This is a genomic window from Neobacillus sp. YIM B06451 (assembly GCF_032667185.1).
In the GTDB taxonomy this organism is placed as follows: Bacteria; Bacillota; Bacilli; order Bacillales; family Cytobacillaceae; genus Bacillus_D.
Genome location: NZ_JAVFKJ010000011.1, coordinates 62,690 through 80,796, shown reverse-complemented (window position 1 = coordinate 80,796; position 18,107 = coordinate 62,690). Strand labels below are relative to the sequence as shown.

Below are 18,107 nucleotides of genomic sequence, written 5' to 3'. Positions count from 1 at the left end.
CCCTCTTTCCTTTTTCATTTTCGTAAAACATTAGCACTAAGTTTATTTCAGGCGTTTTTCCAATTCGGCTTTCTTCTCTTCGTAGCCAGGCTTGCCAAGGAGCGCGAACATGTTGACCTTGTAGGCTTCAACGCCTGGCTGGTCGAATGGGTTGACGCCGAGCAGGTAGCCGCTCATCGCGCAAGCTTTTTCGAAAAAGTAGACCAAATAGCCGAATGTATACTCGTCCATTTGCGGAATGGAAACAATCAGGTTCGGGACGCCGCCATCAGTGTGGGCGAGCATTGTCCCTTCGAAGGCTTTGTTGTTGACGAAATCGACCGTTTGCCCGGCAAGGTAGTTCAAGCCGTCGAGGTCATTCGCTTCCTCCTCGATTTTGAGCTCATATCGTGGTTTTTCCACTTTAATGATTGTTTCAAACATATCGCGGCGGCCTTCCTGGATATATTGCCCAAGCGAATGCAAATCAGTCGAGAAATTGGCCGAGGCTGGAAAAATCCCTTTTTGGTCCTTTCCTTCACTTTCACCGAAAAGCTGCTTCCACCATTCGGAGAAATATTGCAGGCCAGGCTCGTAGTTAATTAACATTTCGATAGTCTTTCCCTTGTTGTACAAAGCGTTCCGGACTGCGGCATATTGATAAGCAGGGTTGTCCTCAAGCTCGGAGTGGCTGTAATCCTCCATCGCCTGGCGGGCGCCGTTCATCATCGCTTCAATATCCGCTCCGCACACAGCGATTGGCAGCAAGCCGACTGCTGTTAAAACAGAGTAGCGGCCGCCGACATCGTCCGGAATGACGAATGTTTCGTAGCCTTCTTCGTTGGCGAGCGTCTTCAGGGCTCCGCGCGACTTGTCCGTGGTGGCGTAGACCCGCTTCCTCGCCTCCTCTTCACCGTATTTTTCCACAAGAAGCTTCCGGAACAGGCGGAAGGCGATGGCCGGTTCGGTCGTTGTGCCGGACTTTGAGATGACGTTGATGGAGAAGTCCTTGCCTTCAAGCAGACCGATAACGTCGTGCATGTAGGTGGACGAGATGTTGTTTCCGGCAAAGATGATTTGCGGTGTGCCGCGCTTGTCGGACGGCATGGCGTTATAGAAGCTGTTGCCCAGGAATTCGATTGCGGCGCGGGCGCCCAGGTAAGAGCCGCCTATGCCAATGACGATGAGGACATCGGAATCAGATTTGATTTTTTCCGCAGCCTTCTGGATCCGGGAAAATTCTTCTTTGTCGTAGTTTTCAGGAAGGTCGATCCATCCGAGGTAGTCGCCGCCCGCTCCGGTTTTTTCGTGGAGGGAATGGTGGGCGACCTTTACGGCGTCACGCAGGTAGGTGAGTTCGTGCTCGCCGAAGAAGCCGAGCGCTTTTGTGTAGTCAAAACGGATATGTGTCATTTGGAAACCTCCGTATTATAGTGTTTATAATACCCACTTTACCCAATGGATATCGGTTAAGCAAGGAACAGCCTGCCGTGGCAGCGGGATTCTTCCCGCAAATTTCGCACAACTGTTTTTGTTGAATTGTAAAAATAAAAATAAGCCCTCAACATAAAAAGGCTGCCCTTCAATAGGACAGCCGTTCCATTTTTATAGTGATGCACGCAGGATTGCCAGTACATCATCCTTATTGAGGGTGATGTATCCGCCAAATTCGCCGTTAGCCATAGCTTTGTCGGCCATGAGCTCGATCTTGCTGTCGTCGATGCCGTAATCGGCTAGTCGCGCTGGAGCACCGATGCTTGACCAGAATTCGCGCAGCTTTTCGATTCCTTCAAGAGCGGCTTCTTCATCAGTTTTGCCTGTCGGATCAACGCCGAAGACACGGACCGCCAGTTGCTTGAACCTGGCCGGATCTTTTTTCAGGTTGTGCTTCATCCAGTTCGGGAACAGGATCGCAAGCCCGCCGCCGTGCGGAATATCGTAAACAGCCGAGACGGCGTGCTCGATATTGTGGGTCGCCCAGTCGCCGCGGAAGCCCATATTGATCATGCCGTTCAATGCCATTGTGCCGCAGAAAAGGAGCGTTTCGCGGTACTCATAGTTTTCAAGGTCCTCCACAGCTTTTGGAGCTATTTCCATTACGGTTTGAAGGAGGGATTCACACATGCGGTCCTGGTACGGTGTATTTCCTGCTTTATGGAAATAGTGCTCGAATGTGTGGGACATCATATCGACAATCCCGTAAATTGTCTGGTCTTTTGGAACGGTGAACGTATGAACCGGGTCAAGGATTGAGAATTGTGGCATTGAGTATGGCGGCGCACCCCATCCGTATTTCTCATTCGTTTCCCAGTTGGTGATGACGGATCCGGCGTTCATTTCCGATCCGGTCGCAGCAAGCGTCAATACCGTGCCGAATGGGAGGGCATCGTTCACCACTGCTTTTTTCAAAACAATGTCCCATGCATCACCTTCATATTTTGCACCGGCAGCAATTAGCTTCGTGCAGTCGATGACCGAGCCCCCGCCAACAGCTAGCAGAAGATCGATCCCTTCTGTTTTGCAAATCTCGATTCCTTTCCTGGCAGTGGAGACACGCGGGTTCGGTTCGACTCCTGCCAGTTCAAAAACCTCGGCTCCGGCTTCATTCAAAAGCGTAATAACCTGATCATAAAGGCCACTCCGTTTAATGCTTCCTCCCCCATAGACGAGAAGTACTTTTTTCCCGTATTTCGGGACTTCATTTTTCAATTCGGCCAGCTGGCCTTTTCCAAAAATCAATCGCACAGGATTGTAGAAAATAAAATTATCCATCGAAACTCCTCCTTTACACACACTATTATTTATTATCGCATAATAGATTGCAAAAAGTTCGCATGCTTTTTTGGTGCCATGCATGTATAAAATTCCTAATCGTGTCCACATTAGTAGTGATAACGATTAAAGGAGGATCTAGATGAGCACGATTCAAAGGATTGCACTTGTCCTTACAATTATTGGCGCTATTAACTGGGGCCTTGTCGGTTTTTTCCAATTTGACCTCGTTGCTTCCCTTTTTGGCGGGCAGGATTCCGGGGTTTCACGTATTATTTATGGCCTTGTCGGAATTGCCGGCCTAATTAACCTCGGCCTGCTCTTTGCCCCAAGCCATGAGAGGGAAGAAGCGGCCCAAACGAATCCGACGAGGTAAGGAAGCGGATTTGGGAAGATCCCACCCAAAAATGTATTATGATAGTCCTTTTTTACACAAGAAATCCCCGCAGCATATGCGGGGATTTTTGTTTTTCCGTTATACCCAGCCCCGTTTTATGGAGGCTTCGGCCATTTTTTGTGCGCCAGCCATATAAGCCGCCAGGCGCATGTTGATCCGCCTCGATTTTGCGGAGTCGTATATCGTATTGAATGCTTCGGTCATTTTTAACCTAAGCTTCTTCTCAATTTCTTCAAGCGGCCAATAAAGCCCTTGTTTGTTCTGGACCCATTCGAAATACGAAACGATAATCCCGCCTGAGCCTGCGAGGACATCCGGGACAACGTGGATGCCCAAGCTATCGAGAGTTTTCTCGGCTTCAAGCGTTGTCGGGCCCCCCGCCGCCTCGACAATAATCGAAGCTTTGATATTATGGGCGTTTTCTTTCGTAATCTGCCCCGAAACAGCCGCGGGGACAAGGATGTCACATTCCTGCTCAAGTAGCTCGGCATTCGTAATCGTTCCTTCGAAAAGGGAGGTAACCGTTCCAAAGCTGTCGCGCCGGTTTAGCAAATATTCAACAGGAAGGCCATCGGGGTCATACAGCGCTCCATAGGCATCCGAAATGCCCACGATAATCGCGCCTGCGTCATGAAGGTATTTGGCAAGATAACTCCCGGCGTTTCCGAATCCTTGGATAATCACCCTAGACCCTTTTATCCTTAACTGCTTCTTTTTGGCCGCTTCCTCTACGCAAATGGCAACACCGAGCGAGCTCGCCCTCTCCCTGCCCTCGGAACCGCCAAGGGCAAGGGGCTTGCCTGAGATAAAACCGGGAGAATCGTATCTTTTCAGCCTGTTGTATTCATCAACCATCCAGGCCATGATTTGCGAATTGGTGAACACATCGGGCCCAAGGATATCCTTTGCTGGGCCGACGATTTGCGAAACAGCGCGGACATAACCACGGCTCAGGCGTTCGAGTTCCCCAAGGCTCAGATGCCGAGGGTCACAGGCAATTCCACCTTTCCCGCCGCCAAAAGGAAGGTCGGCAATCCCACATTTCAGCGCCGTCCAAATGGAAAGGGCTTTGATTGTATCGGCATCCACATCGGGGTGGAACCTAATGCCGCCTTTTATTGGCCCGGCGGCATCATTGTGCTGCGCCCGATAACCCGTGAACACTTTTACGGACCGGTCGTCCATGCTGACCGGGATACGCACTTCAAGCAGCCTGGAAGGTTCTTTTAACAATTCATATACATTATCTTTGTAGCCCAGTTTCCAAAGCGCTTCCTTCATTACACTTTGCGTCGATTGTAGCATATGGGGATTCTCCTCAAAGTCGAATGCCTGAATATCAGCCCTTTTGTTCGGTTATAATACGGAATGATTTCCCATCTTTAAAAAATCCTTTTGAAGAAGCGGACCTCAATCCGGGTTATTCCTGCTCAAGCACCTTTTTGATCCGTTCAATCGCCCAGTCAAGCTCCTCCTTAGTGATGACGAGTGGAGGCGCAAAACGGATGACCGTATCGTGTGTTTCCTTGCAAAGCAGGCCTTCTTCCTTCAGCTGTTCGCAATATTTCCTGGCGGGCTCTGTTAGTTCAACTCCAATGAACAGGCCCCGGCCGCGTATTTCTTTTATTCTTGGATTGGAGATTTCCTTTAATTTTTCCATAAAGTATTCTCCTAGTTCAAGAGACTTTTCCGCAAGTTTTTCATAAATAAGGACATCCAGTGCGGCGATGGAAACAGCGCAGGCCATTGGATTCCCCCCAAATGTTGAACCATGGGAGCCCGGATTGAACACGCCGAGTATTTCTTTGTCCGCGACTACGCAGGAAATTGGGAATACGCCGCCTCCAAGTGCTTTTCCGAGGATATACATATCCGGTTCAAAGCCTTCCCATTCACATGCGAACATTTTACCTGAGCGTGCTAGCCCTGCCTGGATTTCGTCCGCGATGAAAAGGACATTGTTTTCCTTGCACAGTTCGTATGCCTTCTTCAAATATCCTTCTGGCGGGATGATAATGCCAGCCTCCCCCTGGATAGGCTCAATCAGGAAGGCAGCCGTATTTGGCGTAATCGCCTCTTTCAAGGCATCAAGGTTGCCGTACGGAACAAGCTTGATTCCTGGAAGCATAGGTCCGAACCCTTTCTTATACTCCTCTTCGGAAGAAAGTGAAACCGCTGTCATCGTCCGGCCATGGAAGTTTCCTACACAGCCGATGATCTCCGCTTTGTTTTCTTCGACGCCTTTTTCAAAATAGGCCCACCTTCTCGCAGCCTTGACCGCTGTTTCGACAGCTTCGGCGCCAGTATTCATTGGAAGGGCCATGTCTTTATTAGTAAGCTTGCAAATCTTTTCATACCAAGGGCCAAGCTGGTCATTGTGGAATGCACGGGATGTAAGGGTCACACGGTCTGCCTGGTCCTTCAGGGCCTGGATGATTTTTGGATGGCGGTGCCCTTGGTTGACAGCCGAATAGGCGCTCAGCATATCCATGTATTTATTGCCTTCGGGGTCCTCAACCCAAACGCCTTCCGCTTTTGAGATGACAATTGGCAGCGGATGATAGTTGCGCGCGCCGTATTTTTCCGTTTGTTCAATTACATCCTTGGTTTTTGCCATATGTACCATTAAAATCCCTCCATTTTTTTAAAGAACACCATCCCTACTAAAAAAAAACGCTAAAAGACAGTTATCTTTATTGTACATAAGAAGCGGCTATTATTGAAACAATATATGGCGCAACAATCCAATCATTCTCTATTTATGCAGGAACAGCACAACCGGGTTTCTTTTAAAAGGGGCCAATATAACTTGTTTCGAGTTATCCACAAGGTTCAATTTTATAATTTCCTAAAACATAAGAAAAGCCCGTTCCGATGAGGAACAGGCCATTTTCGCTTACTTATTGATTTCTTCCTGCTGGGATTGGTCAATCCATTCTTGCAGCTTTTCCTTTAATGTGTTGAAGCCCTGTTGCTGTTCGGCTTCAGGAATAATTACCGCTGGCTGGCGTTTTTGGCGCGGCTTGCGCGGTTTTGCCTCCTGCGCCGGAGCTTCTTCGGTTGCTCGGATAGAAAGGCTGACTTTTCCCGCCTCCTCGTCAACAGACAGGACTTTCACCTTTACCTCGTCTCCAACCTTTAAAAATTCATTGATATCCTTAACGTATCCGTGCGTGATTTCAGAAATGTGGACAAGTCCCTGTGTATTCCCGTCAAGCGCGACAAATGCTCCATAAGGCTGGATCCCCGTCACCTTTCCAGTCAGGACGCTGCCTGCTTCAATTTTCTCCGACATAAAAACACTCCTAAGTTTTGTAAATTTTTTATCCCAATTATACGCAATAAAAAATTATAACATAACGAGCCGATTAAATCAAAAGGCGATTGAAGCCTACTCCATTACACGTATTCCACTGGACCCTTGTGGATAAACGCCTTTCCGGCCTTGTCTAATGATGCGGGGGTTGATATCAGGCGATGTTTTATGTGTTTTTTATTTTTGGCGATGCTTCACCAAAGTAAGTGGGTATGGTATTAGATATACTTATAAAGAACACTTTTGACAAAGGAGGGCCACATGAGCCAAACAGCAGAAGCAACAATGATAAAGTTAAATGGAATCAACGTTTATTATGAATGGCACCCGTCCTCTCCTCAAGCTGAAACGGTTGTCCTCCTCCACGGCTTTTTGTCATCTTCTTTCAGTTTCAGAAAGCTCGTACCGCTTCTAAACAGGGATTATAACGTACTGAACGTCGATGTGCCCCCCTTTGGCAAAAGCGGCAAGTCAACAAAGTTTTTATATTCCTATAAAAATATCGCCACAACAATGATCGCGCTTCTGGATAAGCTAGGAATTAAAAAACCGGTGCTGGCTGGCCATTCAATGGGAGGACAATATGTCCTTAACATGATTGCACTCCAGCCGGATTTGGCAAGGAAGGCTGTGCTGTTCTGCAGTTCGAGTTATCTCGAGCCTCCGGGAAGGTTATTGTCGTTTGGCAGCATGCTGCCGTTTTTCCATCTGGCTGTCAAGCGCTGGCTTGTCAAGTCGGGCGGGGTAAAAAAGAATTTAAAGCTTGTCGTCCATGACCAGTCGCTTATAGATGAGGATATGCTGAGAGGCTACATGCAGCCCTTCTTGGACAAGCAAATGTTTCGTGGCCTCGGCCGTCTGATCCATGACCGTGAAGGCGAGCTTCGGCCTGAAGCGCTCCGGCAAATCAAGACTCCCTGCCTCCTGATTTGGGGAGTGCATGACCGGGTAGTCCCCCTTGATGTCGGTAAAAGGCTGCATGGCGACCTGCAACATTCAGAGCTTATCGTTCTTGAAAATACAGGCCATCTCGTTCCTGAAGAACGTCCCAAGGAAGTATATCAACATATGAAAGAGTTTATTGAGAGGCAGGAGTAAGGTGAACGAAGCCGGAGTTGTTTTTTTGGGGAGTGGACCCCTTCGGAACGCCTAGTAAAGGAACGACTATGACGCAAATTTCTAAAGCTGTGGCTGTCAGAACATGGCCGAACAAAAAAACAGCGGCTGTCGCCCATTTCGAGTTAGCCGCTGTTTCATCTGGATTGCTTTTTGCCGTTTGATAAAATGACCGCCCGGATTATTTCTATAGCGAGCAGGAGCTGTCATTTTTAATACTAAGAAGCTTTTTCGCCACTATGAGACAATTTTCGAAAGGAATTACCTCTTCGAAGGAGAATTCATATATGGACTGCAGCCGTTCTGCAAGCTCTTTCTCATCATTCAACGTGTAAACGGCCTGAATGGCGTCCGCTATTTCCGTGTCATAGGAGCCGCCGCCAATTTCAAACGGATCCCATTCATTCAGTTCGTCCGCCAGAAGAAGGTTCATCAACGCTGTTTCCATCCAATCACCTGCAATTCAATTAACTTATTGTATTTTACCATACAGTGAAGCCGTAATAAATTTTGCCACATGGGGGTTAATTATGAATTTCAATGAAGTAATCAACAGGTTGAACACCGGGTCAATCAAGTGGGAGATGAATAAAGAAATTTACGGAACAAACGATGTTTTGCCAATGTGGATCGCGGACATGGATTTCCGCCCGCCGCAGGAATTGATTGATGCGGTACAAGAAAGGGTGGAACATGGAATCTTTGGCTATACGTTTGTCCGGCCCTCCGTCAATGAAGCGATCCAGAGCTGGCTAGCTTCCCGGCACGGCTGGACAATCGACCAGTCCTGGCTGGCATACGCGAGCGGCGTTGTACCTGCAATTGCCGCGGCGGTTCAGGCGTATACAGAGCCGGGAGATAAAGTACTTGTCCAGCCGCCAGTCTATAATCCTTTTTTTGAAATGATCGAAGCGAATGGACGAATGGTTGAAACATCGCCTCTTGTTTTAAAAAACGGACGTTATGAAATTGACTTCGCGGATTTTGAGGATGCCATAAAAAAAGGATGCAAACTGTTCCTGCTTTGCAGCCCGCACAACCCAGGCGGCCGTGTGTGGACAAAAGATGAGCTCGAACGGCTCGCGAACCTTTGCGGCAAGTATGATTGTATAATCGTTTCCGATGAAATCCATTCGGATATTATTTTCAAAGGGCGGAGCCATGTTCCAATCGCAAACATCAGTGAGGATATCGCCGATAGAACGGTCACTTTCATTGCACCGAGCAAAACGTTTAACCTCGGTGGCATCCAGGCAGCAGCGGCAATTATCCCGAATGATGGCCTTCGTAAAAAATTCAAGGAAGCACAGAATATGCAAGGGTTCAAAACATTGAACACGTTCGCAGCCGTGACGACTGAAGCTGCGTACCTGTACGGAGCCACCTGGCTCGAAGCTCTATTGGAATACATAGAAGGAAATGTTTCGTTTGTCAGGGATTTTTTGAAAAATAATCTACCGGCTGTCAAGCTAATCGAACCGGACGCCACGTACCTTTTGTGGCTCGACTGCAGGGAATTGCTCCTTTCCGATGAGGAAATACAGCGAAGGCTTATTGAAAAAGGCAAACTTGCCCTGGAGCCAGGAAAAAAATACGGCCAAGGCGGGGAAGGGTTTGTCAGGATGAACATTGCCTGTCCTAGGGATGTCATTGAAGACGGGCTTGGCCGCCTCAAAAAAGCTTTTGATTAAAGCAGCCCTCTCTTCGTCCAAGTGATGGCTTTAAATGGCAAGCTAGTCAACTTAGCAGAAAACTGTTACCACCTTAAAAAGGCCACCCCCGAGGGATGGCCTTTTTGATTATTGTTTATTGATTCCGTTTCTGGAAAGTTTCCGTGAGGACAGGGACGATCTGTTTTTTCCTTGAAACAACGCCCTTTAGTACGGCGGTGTTATTTTCAAGGGCAACGTTGTAAGCCTGCTCGACAGCGGAAGCCTCACGTCCAACAGCAAGCCCAATTGAATCATTTGTCAGGATGTCGGTTACAACGAACAAGAACAAATCAAGTCCTTTTTCATCGACAACCTTCTTGATCGATTGTTCCAGTTCGTCCTTCTTGTTCATGACATCGTTCGTATCAACCGCATTAACCTGGGCGATTTCAACTTTTGCCGAACCCATCTGGAATTCTTTCGCATCGAGCGAAATCAATTGAGCAATCGTCTTGTCACTCAGGTCCGCGCCAGCCTTCAGCATTGCAAGGCCATAGCTCTCGGCATCAACGCCGGCAATTTCGGCAAGCTCTGCAGCCGCATCAATATCCTCCTGCGTGCATGTCGGGGATTTGAAAAGCAGCGAATCCGAAATGATTGCTGAAAGCATCAACCCGGCAGTTGCCTTATCGATCGCGACCCCTTTTTCTTTGTAAATTTTGTTCAGAATTGTAGCCGTGCAGCCAACTGGCTCTGCGCGGTAATAAAGTGGGTCGCTTGTTTCAAAGTTTGCGATTCTGTGGTGGTCGATAACCTCCAGAATCCCCACTTCTCCTATATCGTCGGCACTCTGCTGCCTTTCATTATGGTCGACAAGAATGACTCCGGCAGCTTCTCCGGAAACCTTGTCCACGAGGCGGGGCGCTTCAACGCCGAACGTTTCCAGCGCATGAGCAGTCTCGCCGTTAATTTCCCCAAGGCGGACAGCCTCCGCATCCACGCCGAGTTTTTTCTTCAGTTCCGCATATGCAATAGCCGAACAAATCGAATCTGTATCGGGATTTTTATGTCCAAAAACAAGAACCTTATTCATCTGAACACTCGCTCCTTATATGTGTAAAAAATTTTTCGCCTTATCTATTTTATCAGTTCTTAATCAACTTTTCTAATCTACGCGGTAAGTTTTTTTGCTCAGGCAAAAATCCGTGCGAAATGCAGTTTTTCGTTGCATCAGCAAATGGAATTTCGCACAAAGTAGGGATATCGGTGAAAAGGGATTCATAGGGGCCAACTAAATGGCTGAAGATAATTGATGGTTTTTTATAAAAAGAAAGGGGTTTAGCAATAATGGTCTATAGGAATCTATCCCAGTATCGTGTCAAGAAAGGGAAAAAAGCGAAGTACTCGGGTGTCGAGGCATCGTACGAATACACAACGGGAAATGAAATCGGTACTGAAGAAAAATCAACAAAACAAGAACAGGATCCCAAGGGCGAATAACTAAATTGAGCAGTCAGCTGTCAGGTAATTGGGTTTCGTTACAATCTACTCAAATCCAGCCTCATTCTGACAACTAAACCCGATTTTGGCTCTTGGTTGTCACAAATCGAGGACTTGCGTGACAACTAAACCCGATTTTGGCTATTGGTTGTCACGAATCAGAGACTTGCGTGACAACCAACAGGGTTTTCGTCCCAGGTTGTTACGAATCAGGGACTTACGTGACAACTAAACCCGATTTCTGCTCTTGATTGTCACGAATCGAGAACTTGCGTGGCAACCAAACGGGATTTTCGTCCTCGGTTTTCACTCATGCAGGTATGAAAGACACCTTTTCAGGGTTTCGACGAATCTTCGTTGCTCAACGTGATTTTAGGCATATTTAAATTGTCCTAAAATTAAAAAAGGAAACAGCGTATCAACTGTTTCCTTCTTGTCCGCCTCTGTTACCCAGCTTCTCTTCAAGTTCCTTTGCTTTCCGCGCTTCCTTTTTTGAAATACGAAAAAACAGCCACATCGCACCAATGGCACCAAGGAAGAAAAAGAGAAACCAAATTACGGCGGGAATGTATTCTGTTTTATCCTCCGGAAAATAGAGGGGTAGTAGTGCCATTACTAAGGAGTCCATATCGATTCTTCCCCTTTAAGCCTGATTTCATCGTAAGTATACCACACCCGCAGCATCCGAGCTTAAAAAATAGTTTCCCGACTGGGGGGTCCTTATTTTAGGATTTTGATATCCTTGATGATGACATCCTCTTCCGGCTTGTCCGATTCGCCAACCTTTACTTCTGCGATTTTATCCACAACATCCATTCCCTCGATGACCTGGCCGAAGACTGTATGTTTAAAATCGAGCCAAGGGGTGCCGCCTTTTTCGTAACCCACTATTGCTTCATGCGGATAGCCTGCTTCCTCCATCTGGCTTTTCAGGCCAGGATCAAAGTTTTTGTTCTGGACGATGAAAAATTGGCTTCCGTTCGTATTCGGTCCAGAATTCGCCATGGACAGCGCACCGCGGAAATTGAGGAGCTGCTGCGAAAATTCATCCTCGAATGGCTTGCCGTAGATGCTTTCGCCGCCGCGTCCCGTACCCTCTGGGTCACCGCCCTGGATCATGAAATCATTGATGACCCGATGGAAAGTTACGCCATCATAGTAGTCCTTTTCGCTAAGCTTGATGAAATTCTCAACCGTTTTGGGTGCAAGTTCGGGAAACAGCTTGATTTTAATCGTCCCCATCGATGTCACCATTTCAACGAGCCTTTCATTTTCCGCTACATCGTTCGAAAGCTGCGGAAAGGTTTTTACTTCTGGTGCCTGTTTGTTATCATTTTTTGGAGTTTGTTCCGTCGTGTTTTGCCCCGAACCTGTTGTCTTTTTGTCGTCCGCCTTTTCTCCTGAGGAGCCACAAGCCGATAAAATCAGCATTGCTCCGGCCAATAAAGACGCAATTTTAAGTTTCACAAATCATCCCTCCATTTTATTACTGTAACCGATATCGTAATCTTTTGCACTTTGTTTTTCAATCAAATTCATCCATAATAAAGACAAGTATGAACTCTATTTCCACGAAAGGAGTGGTCCGCTTGTCCGAACTGCAAAAAGGCGATATTGTAACCGCCATTTATAAAACTGGAAAATACATTGCCGAATATACCGAGGAGCGCCCGAATGGAATCCTGGTCCGGATCCTCGCCGTCTTGAAGCACCCGATGCAGGGTGATCTTCATCATCCAAAAGATGCCGAAGTGGGCTTTTTCCATGAACGCAAGGCTCTATCGTACCGGGAAGGGGCAATGATTCCGAAGCAAATGGTGAAAAAATATGACGGTGACGTCCCGGATTATAAAGACTCTCTTAAGGAATCTCTGGATAAAATGAAAGCCGAACTCCAAAAGGATGCGGGAGCGTGGGCGGAAATGAGCCTCCGCAATCTTGAAACTCTTGAGAAAGAGTACTTCCTGCGTTAAAACACGAAGGCCAAATCACATGAATTGTGATTTGGCCTTTTATACAAATTCATTAAGAAGCTTTGAAAAATCAATCCTATCGCCAATCGTCGTCGGCTTCGGTTTTTCAAGATACCGTTTGTCCTTCTCGACAAGCTTGAAGATATTGTACGTAGTCAAGGCATCGTCAAGGGCCCGATGATGCTTCCCTGTCCCTTCCTTGCCGTATTCCTGTACAGCCTTCCATAGCCCCGTCTGGTTCTGGTCCCCGAAAAACCGCTTATATTCCATTGAAAGGTCGATTTCTTTGCCTCTTAACGGAAAAGGCAGCCCCGCAGCCTCACAATTATGGCGAAGCACTTTCATATCCATGTTCCCCCAGGTAACAATCGTGTTATCCTGGTTCCGGCCAAGTTCCTCAAAGTACTTAACCAAGTCGGCAAATGGCATTCCCGCATCAATCATCTCCTGAGTAATATGTAGGAATGATTTGCAACGGTCTGAAAGTACCGGAAACCTTGCCGGCCTCACATATGCCGAGAACTGGGATTGAATCTTATTGTCGATTACGGAAACGATACCCGCCTCAATGATTTCCGGAAAAAACTCTCTTGTCCTGACGTTTTTTTCCGGCATGGTAAATTCAAAGTCAATAAACAAATATTGTTTTTTCGCTGACAAGCTATTCACTCCTCCCCCTGCGCCTGTACTATAGTATATTTGGAACATGTACAATTACTTGTGCGCGTGCTCTATTTTTAAATATTTCTTTGCGTCCACACTTAAATTGGCAGTAACGTCCTACGTCTTGAATCAGAGAAATTGAAGATAGATGGGGACATTTGCAGTAAAGGAACTAACACCATCTGCTAAAAACCAGCTGATGGAAGGTTCACCTTATTATAGCATGTAGGCGGGGGAATTTTTTAAATTTTTTAACAACATTTTAAGTAATTTACAACAGTGGGAATGAATAAAGGCAGCGATAGCGCTGCCTTCTGCCTTATTTTTTCAACTTGAGGACGGCCATCGTGCATCTGGAAATGCAAACAGGTTTTCCTTGTTCATCCGTTATCCTTATGTCCCAGACCTGGGTTGTTCTTCCCTGGTGAAGAACTGTGGCGACCGCCTTTACCTTTCCATCTCTGATGCCCCGTACATGGTTTGCGTTAATCTCAAGCCCTGCCACCGACTCGGTTTCATGGTCGACAAGCTGATACGCCCCTACACTCGCAACTGTCTCGGCAAGTGCGACCGATGCGCCACCATGCAACAGGCCAAATGGCTGCCTCGTTCTTTCATCGACAGGCATCGTCGCCTCCACCCTGCCCTTTTCAAGCAAGGTTATTTCAATTCCTAGCGCTTCAATCAACGTATTCTTTGTTTCCATTGTTCTCCCACTTTCTATGAAAAATGTTCTATCTATACAAATCCATTTCCTGCTTATACTATGTATGTCCAGCAATGGACCAACGGAAATATCTCGAATGGGGTGAGCGCGTTGAATAGATTCAGGGAAGGGCTGATCCCGACAATCCTCGGATCGGCTGTCACTGCTGCTGGCTATGCAATGTCACGGAACAACGGAGTCAACAAAACGGTTGCCAATACTGTTCTTGGATTTGGCCTTGCCCATGTTGTTCTTGGAACAATCGACCTATTCGAACACCGAAGGGAAATGTAACTGGACATTTGGATCGGCGGCCCGGAATTAGTCCGGGCTGCCTTTCTGTATGGCTGACAGGCAGCCCGGAGGAATCGGCTCCTGATTATTGTCATCAATTCCCCGCTTTTTGCGGAACAGTCTCATTAATCCATAAATGAGTGCAGCAACAATAATTAACCCTATGAAAAACTCCCCCACAAACCCCCCGACATGCTCACCAAACAAATAACCGGCAAAAAACATGATCAAAAGCCAGGCAGTGGCGCCGCTGTACGCGAAAAGCATGAATGTTTTAAAAGAAAGCCGGCTAAACCCATAAAGGAATGGGACAACCACCCTGGCACCCGGCACAAAATAGCTGAGCGAAAGGGAGAAAGCATGGTATTTGTCCATCAGCCTGAGGGAAACGCCAATCTTCTTGGCAAACCGCTCCTTTTTGGACAAAAAATTCAGCAAAGGCCACCCGATGAATCTGCCGAAACAATAGCTCGCCGTCAATGCGGTCAAAACTCCTCCGAGAGTGGTAAAGAATATGGGAAGTGTTTCCGCAGCGCTCCTGGAAGCGGCGGCACCTATTGTCATCATGATGATTTCGTTGGGTACCGGAAGGGTCGAGGAACCAAGCAGAATCCACAAAAACAAACCGGCATAGCCGCTTTCTTCAAGGATATTTAAGAGAAAATCGAGATTCATCCATAGTTCCCCCCTGCCAGTTAAATTTCCTTTCCTATCCATTCCCCCTTTTTGTTAAGGGCAATCCTTTTGCAAACCGTATAGGCCAGCACCGATTTTCATATACATTAATGAACTGAAGTGTCCAAGAGGCACCATTTTTTTTAAATAAATACCATCTCAGAAGGAAGTGATGCAATGCACTATTACGGCTATCCTTATACGATATATTCTAGGTATCCCGAACATTTTGGCAGGGTCTTTCCACCGGCCGTTCCCGACTTGTTCATGGCCTCGGCGCGAAAGGTAAGGCCCGCCCTAACGGAGGCAGGCATATTGGCGAATAAAATAGCAGGCTCCCGTGATTTCTCGAAACGGATTATGGAAGCGGCGCAGGCATCAAAAACGGAAACTGTCAGAAACCTGATTGCCTCATCCGGAATCAGGAAAGATGTCAAAATCATCTACGACCCTGATGGGATTACAGTTGTTTTTGCCGATCCCGGCTGCTGCGGTGTTTCAATTACGTTGAGGTGGAGATAGACTTTTTCAAACCCTGTCCTTTCTCCCATGGTTTAATTTCTTTAATTTTATCACAGGAGGAAGGGCTTTCCAAAGGATGCAATCAGGAAAAAAGGGCTGAACCCTTTATGGGCAGCCCTCCTTTTCATTCCTGCCAGCTGTTTTTCGGGACGAAGCGGTCAGCTATGCGGAAAACGAATTTTTCAATAATATGGAAATCCATAACCGCCGAATCCGTATCCGTATCCCGGAAATCCGAAGCCAGGATAGCCACCGAATGGGACGAAGGGACGCGGGAAAAACAATGCGCTCCCCAACACTCCGCCAAGCAGGCCGCCAAGGAATGGCCCTGCAAAAAACCGCTGATCCCCGCCATAGTAATATTGATTTCTCATGTCATACATATGGGAACCTCCTTTTCTGTGCTATAGCCTTCCTTATTTCATATGCAGGAAAGGAGGAGTTTGAGTGGGCGGGCTTTTGCGGGTGGGTGATTGACGGCAAAAAGCCCTCCGGTCCCGGAGGGCTTGTTTTTTAAAAACAATCGTGAATTGGAATGCCTGTTATTTTTCAAATGGCTCGAATCGCTCAACAAACAGTGCGAGCGTTCTTGACATGACGCCTGTAGCGCCAGATGGCCCGAGGTCAGTGTCCTGCCTTGAGGTAGCCGTTCCGGCAATGTCGAGGTGCACCCATGGAGTCCCTTCGGCAAACTCTCCTACAAACGCGCCGCCCATTACAGCATGGCCCTCAGAGCCTGGCGAATTGTTTAAATCGGCGATTTTGCTTCCTCGCACCCGTTCTAGGTCCTTCTCAAATATTGGGAGGCGCCACATTTGTTCGCCCGCTTCAAACGATGCTTCAAGCACTTGTTCAAACAGCTCTTCATTGTTCGTCATCGCGCCGGTTGTATGCAGGCCTAGAGCGGTGATAACCCCGCCTGTTAAGGTCGCCACATCGACAAGGTATTGAGCCCCGTGGTGCTTCGCATACGTCATCGCATCGGCAAGGACCAAACGGCCTTCCGCATCCGTATTCAACACTTCAATCGTTTTACCGCTCATCGATGTAATCACATCATCAGGCTTGAAAGCGCCTCCCCCAATCATATTGTCAGTCGAAGGGATAACAGCGACGACATTTTGCTCAGGCTTCAATTCGCCGATGATTTCCATCGCCCCAAGAACCGCCGCAGCGCCGCCCATGTCCGTCTTCATGCCGACAATGCCTGTTTTCGTCTTGATGGAATAGCCGCCTGTGTCAAATGTAATGCCTTTACCGACAATGCCGATTGCATCCTCCCATGTTTCCTTGCCCTGGTATTTAAGGACAATCATCCGTGGCTCTTCGACAGACCCTTGGTTAACAGCAAGAAGAGCACCCATGCCAAGCTTCCTGATTTCCTCGAGGGCAAGGATTTCTGTTTCAAAGCCGTACTTTTCCCCAAGTTTACGGGCATACTCAGCCAAATCCGTTGCTTTTAGCATATTTCCAGGCGTGTTGACGAGTGTCCTCGCTGAATTTGTTCCCTGCCCGTATGCATACCCGACCGTAAGCGAAGCGTTGATTTCCTGCTCATCCGCTGCTTCCGAGTAGATAGTAATCTCTTCAAGCTTTTTATCCGGTTCGTTTGGCTTTTGCTTATATCCTTCGAAGGTGTAGGTGGAAAGAGCGAATGCTTCGCTGACCGCGTATGCCGCATCCTCCGCGTCGATATCGCCTGCCAGGAAAGAATCAAGGTAAAGGGCCACTTCTTCCTGCTTGGCATTTTTAAGTGATTTGAATGCCCGGCCGAGAGCTTCCCGCAATTTATCGAAGGTAAACTCCTTTTCCCTGCCGAGGCCGACAAACCAGATTTTTTTCGCGCCAGCCTTGCCCAACGTATGTAATTTACCAACTTCCTTCAGCTTTCCTGAAAGATCGCCATTCTTGGCAAGTTCATTCAACTGACCGCCAAAGAGTTCATCAAGCGGGGCCAGTCCTCCATCAAATTTAACCGGCCTGTCAAATAGGCCTACGACAAGGTTTTCATGGCTTGCCGAAAAATTGACTTCCGTCTTAACCGTAAACATCTCACAACCTCCCTTTTTATACCCTTCAATTATATCGAAAAGGTTGAAAAATTAATATATAGCCGTTTCACCCTAATCCTGAAGATACAAAAAGAGTACTGGCAGGGACGGGAGCATATCGATCTGTTCAAACGGGACCCTGTCGATGCCGTTGGGAATAAGCAGCCGGCATTCATCAATGTATGCAATCACCTTCTCAAGGTCCAGGCCCCAATGCCTTGGCCTATAACCCTGCAAATAGTCATGGGCGGCGTTCATCATCGCCCTGGCCCCTTTCACATTGCCATAGCCATAATGGTATAGGGCGACACTCATTTGCAATAGGCCTTTGAAAAACAGGTTTCCCTTCTCTTCCATCCACATTTCTTCTAGAAGGTCATGGCATGTATAATAATCTCCTTCATTAAAATAAATAAAGAATTCATAGTACTGATCTGGATAAAGTTCCATTTTGGCCACCTTCCCCCTTTGTTGGAAGCCTTTTTTCCATC

The 18,107-nt window shown here is 47.4% G+C and carries 22 protein-coding genes; 7 read left to right on the top strand and 15 right to left on the bottom strand.

Translation table 11 applies throughout. The annotated features are described in order from the left end of the window. Window positions 1-42 precede the first annotated feature (42 nt). On the bottom strand, window positions 43-1,392 hold the full coding sequence (locus tag RB160_RS16795; protein WP_316571581.1) for a glucose-6-phosphate isomerase: 1,350 nt from the start codon (window positions 1,390-1,392) through the stop codon (window positions 43-45). A gap of 192 nt (window positions 1,393-1,584) precedes the next feature. Next, the gene (locus tag RB160_RS16790) at window positions 1,585-2,751 is read right to left on the bottom strand and encodes an iron-containing alcohol dehydrogenase (protein ID WP_316571580.1); all 1,167 of its coding nucleotides are present in this window, start codon (window positions 2,749-2,751) and stop codon (window positions 1,585-1,587) included. Between the two features lie 142 nt (window positions 2,752-2,893). On the opposite strand from RB160_RS16790, the gene RB160_RS16785 reads away from it, so the two are divergent. After that, complete coding sequence (locus RB160_RS16785) at window positions 2,894-3,127, top strand: DUF378 domain-containing protein (RefSeq protein ID WP_316571579.1); 234 nt, start codon at window positions 2,894-2,896, stop codon at window positions 3,125-3,127. 99 nt (window positions 3,128-3,226) lie between these two features. On the opposite strand, the gene RB160_RS16780 is transcribed toward RB160_RS16785, so the two are convergent. The 3 genes from RB160_RS16780 to yugI form a co-directional block, all read right to left on the bottom strand. After that, the gene (locus RB160_RS16780; protein ID WP_316571578.1) at window positions 3,227-4,453 is read right to left on the bottom strand and encodes a Glu/Leu/Phe/Val family dehydrogenase; all 1,227 of its coding nucleotides are present in this window, start codon (window positions 4,451-4,453) and stop codon (window positions 3,227-3,229) included. A gap of 115 nt (window positions 4,454-4,568) precedes the next feature. Further along, entirely contained in the window at window positions 4,569-5,765 is a 1,197-nt protein-coding gene (locus RB160_RS16775; protein WP_316571661.1) for an ornithine--oxo-acid transaminase, read from the bottom strand. A gap of 279 nt (window positions 5,766-6,044) precedes the next feature. Further along, entirely contained in the window at window positions 6,045-6,443 is a 399-nt protein-coding gene (gene yugI / locus RB160_RS16770) for a S1 domain-containing post-transcriptional regulator GSP13 (protein WP_316571577.1), read from the bottom strand. A gap of 282 nt (window positions 6,444-6,725) precedes the next feature. Here yugI and RB160_RS16765 point away from each other — a divergent pair, with 282 nt between their 5' ends. Next, window positions 6,726-7,562, top strand: coding sequence for an alpha/beta fold hydrolase (locus tag RB160_RS16765; RefSeq protein WP_316571576.1), 837 nt, complete (start codon window positions 6,726-6,728; stop codon window positions 7,560-7,562). Window positions 7,563-7,767: 205 nt separating this feature from the next. On the opposite strand, the gene RB160_RS16760 is transcribed toward RB160_RS16765, so the two are convergent. Beyond that, complete coding sequence (locus RB160_RS16760; RefSeq protein WP_316571575.1) at window positions 7,768-8,028, bottom strand: DUF1871 family protein; 261 nt, start codon at window positions 8,026-8,028, stop codon at window positions 7,768-7,770. Between the two features lie 82 nt (window positions 8,029-8,110). On the opposite strand from RB160_RS16760, the gene RB160_RS16755 reads away from it, so the two are divergent. Beyond that, window positions 8,111-9,271: a MalY/PatB family protein gene (locus RB160_RS16755; protein WP_316571574.1), complete on the top strand. Its 1,161-nt coding sequence runs from the start codon at window positions 8,111-8,113 to the stop codon at window positions 9,269-9,271. A 115-nt stretch (window positions 9,272-9,386) separates the two neighbouring features. Here RB160_RS16755 and RB160_RS16750 read toward each other — a convergent pair whose 3' ends face one another. After that, window positions 9,387-10,325, bottom strand: a complete 939-nt coding sequence (locus tag RB160_RS16750) for a manganese-dependent inorganic pyrophosphatase (protein WP_316571573.1) — start codon at window positions 10,323-10,325, stop codon at window positions 9,387-9,389. Between the two features lie 254 nt (window positions 10,326-10,579). On the opposite strand from RB160_RS16750, the gene RB160_RS16745 reads away from it, so the two are divergent. Continuing rightward, a complete protein-coding gene (locus RB160_RS16745; protein WP_316571572.1) occupies window positions 10,580-10,732 on the top strand; it encodes a hypothetical protein in 153 nt (50 codons plus the stop codon). A 418-nt stretch (window positions 10,733-11,150) separates the two neighbouring features. On the opposite strand, the gene RB160_RS16740 is transcribed toward RB160_RS16745, so the two are convergent. Both RB160_RS16740 and RB160_RS16735 read right to left on the bottom strand, forming a co-directional pair. Continuing rightward, entirely contained in the window at window positions 11,151-11,360 is a 210-nt protein-coding gene (locus tag RB160_RS16740; RefSeq protein WP_316571571.1) for a hypothetical protein, read from the bottom strand. A 92-nt stretch (window positions 11,361-11,452) separates the two neighbouring features. Next, the gene (locus RB160_RS16735; protein ID WP_316571570.1) at window positions 11,453-12,199 is read right to left on the bottom strand and encodes a peptidylprolyl isomerase; all 747 of its coding nucleotides are present in this window, start codon (window positions 12,197-12,199) and stop codon (window positions 11,453-11,455) included. 122 nt (window positions 12,200-12,321) lie between these two features. On the opposite strand from RB160_RS16735, the gene kapB reads away from it, so the two are divergent. Continuing rightward, on the top strand, window positions 12,322-12,705 hold the full coding sequence (kapB, locus tag RB160_RS16730; RefSeq protein WP_316571569.1) for a kinase-associated lipoprotein KapB: 384 nt from the start codon (window positions 12,322-12,324) through the stop codon (window positions 12,703-12,705). A gap of 39 nt (window positions 12,706-12,744) precedes the next feature. Here kapB and kapD read toward each other — a convergent pair whose 3' ends face one another. Both kapD and RB160_RS16720 read right to left on the bottom strand, forming a co-directional pair. Next, a complete protein-coding gene (gene kapD / locus RB160_RS16725; RefSeq protein WP_316571568.1) occupies window positions 12,745-13,365 on the bottom strand; it encodes a 3'-5' exonuclease KapD in 621 nt (206 codons plus the stop codon). A gap of 322 nt (window positions 13,366-13,687) precedes the next feature. Further along, on the bottom strand, window positions 13,688-14,074 hold the full coding sequence (locus RB160_RS16720; RefSeq protein WP_316571567.1) for a hotdog fold thioesterase: 387 nt from the start codon (window positions 14,072-14,074) through the stop codon (window positions 13,688-13,690). 111 nt (window positions 14,075-14,185) lie between these two features. Here RB160_RS16720 and RB160_RS16715 point away from each other — a divergent pair, with 111 nt between their 5' ends. Next, entirely contained in the window at window positions 14,186-14,368 is a 183-nt protein-coding gene (locus tag RB160_RS16715) for an asparagine synthase (RefSeq protein WP_115451737.1), read from the top strand. Window positions 14,369-14,395: 27 nt separating this feature from the next. On the opposite strand, the gene RB160_RS16710 is transcribed toward RB160_RS16715, so the two are convergent. Then, a complete protein-coding gene (locus RB160_RS16710) occupies window positions 14,396-15,043 on the bottom strand; it encodes a DedA family protein (RefSeq protein ID WP_316571566.1) in 648 nt (215 codons plus the stop codon). A gap of 177 nt (window positions 15,044-15,220) precedes the next feature. Here RB160_RS16710 and RB160_RS24115 point away from each other — a divergent pair, with 177 nt between their 5' ends. Beyond that, window positions 15,221-15,565 carry a YuzC family spore coat inner layer protein gene (locus RB160_RS24115; RefSeq protein ID WP_483870181.1) on the top strand — a complete coding sequence of 115 codons (345 nt, stop codon included), beginning with the start codon at window positions 15,221-15,223 and terminating at the stop codon, window positions 15,563-15,565. 182 nt (window positions 15,566-15,747) lie between these two features. Here the strand turns inward: RB160_RS24115 and RB160_RS16700 are convergent, their stop codons facing one another. The 3 genes from RB160_RS16700 to RB160_RS16690 form a co-directional block, all read right to left on the bottom strand. After that, window positions 15,748-15,948, bottom strand: coding sequence for a hypothetical protein (locus RB160_RS16700; RefSeq protein WP_316571564.1), 201 nt, complete (start codon window positions 15,946-15,948; stop codon window positions 15,748-15,750). Window positions 15,949-16,107: 159 nt separating this feature from the next. Continuing rightward, the gene (locus RB160_RS16695; protein ID WP_316571563.1) at window positions 16,108-17,616 is read right to left on the bottom strand and encodes a leucyl aminopeptidase; all 1,509 of its coding nucleotides are present in this window, start codon (window positions 17,614-17,616) and stop codon (window positions 16,108-16,110) included. A gap of 72 nt (window positions 17,617-17,688) precedes the next feature. Then, entirely contained in the window at window positions 17,689-18,066 is a 378-nt protein-coding gene (locus RB160_RS16690) for a DUF309 domain-containing protein (RefSeq protein WP_316571562.1), read from the bottom strand. Window positions 18,067-18,107 lie beyond the last annotated feature (41 nt).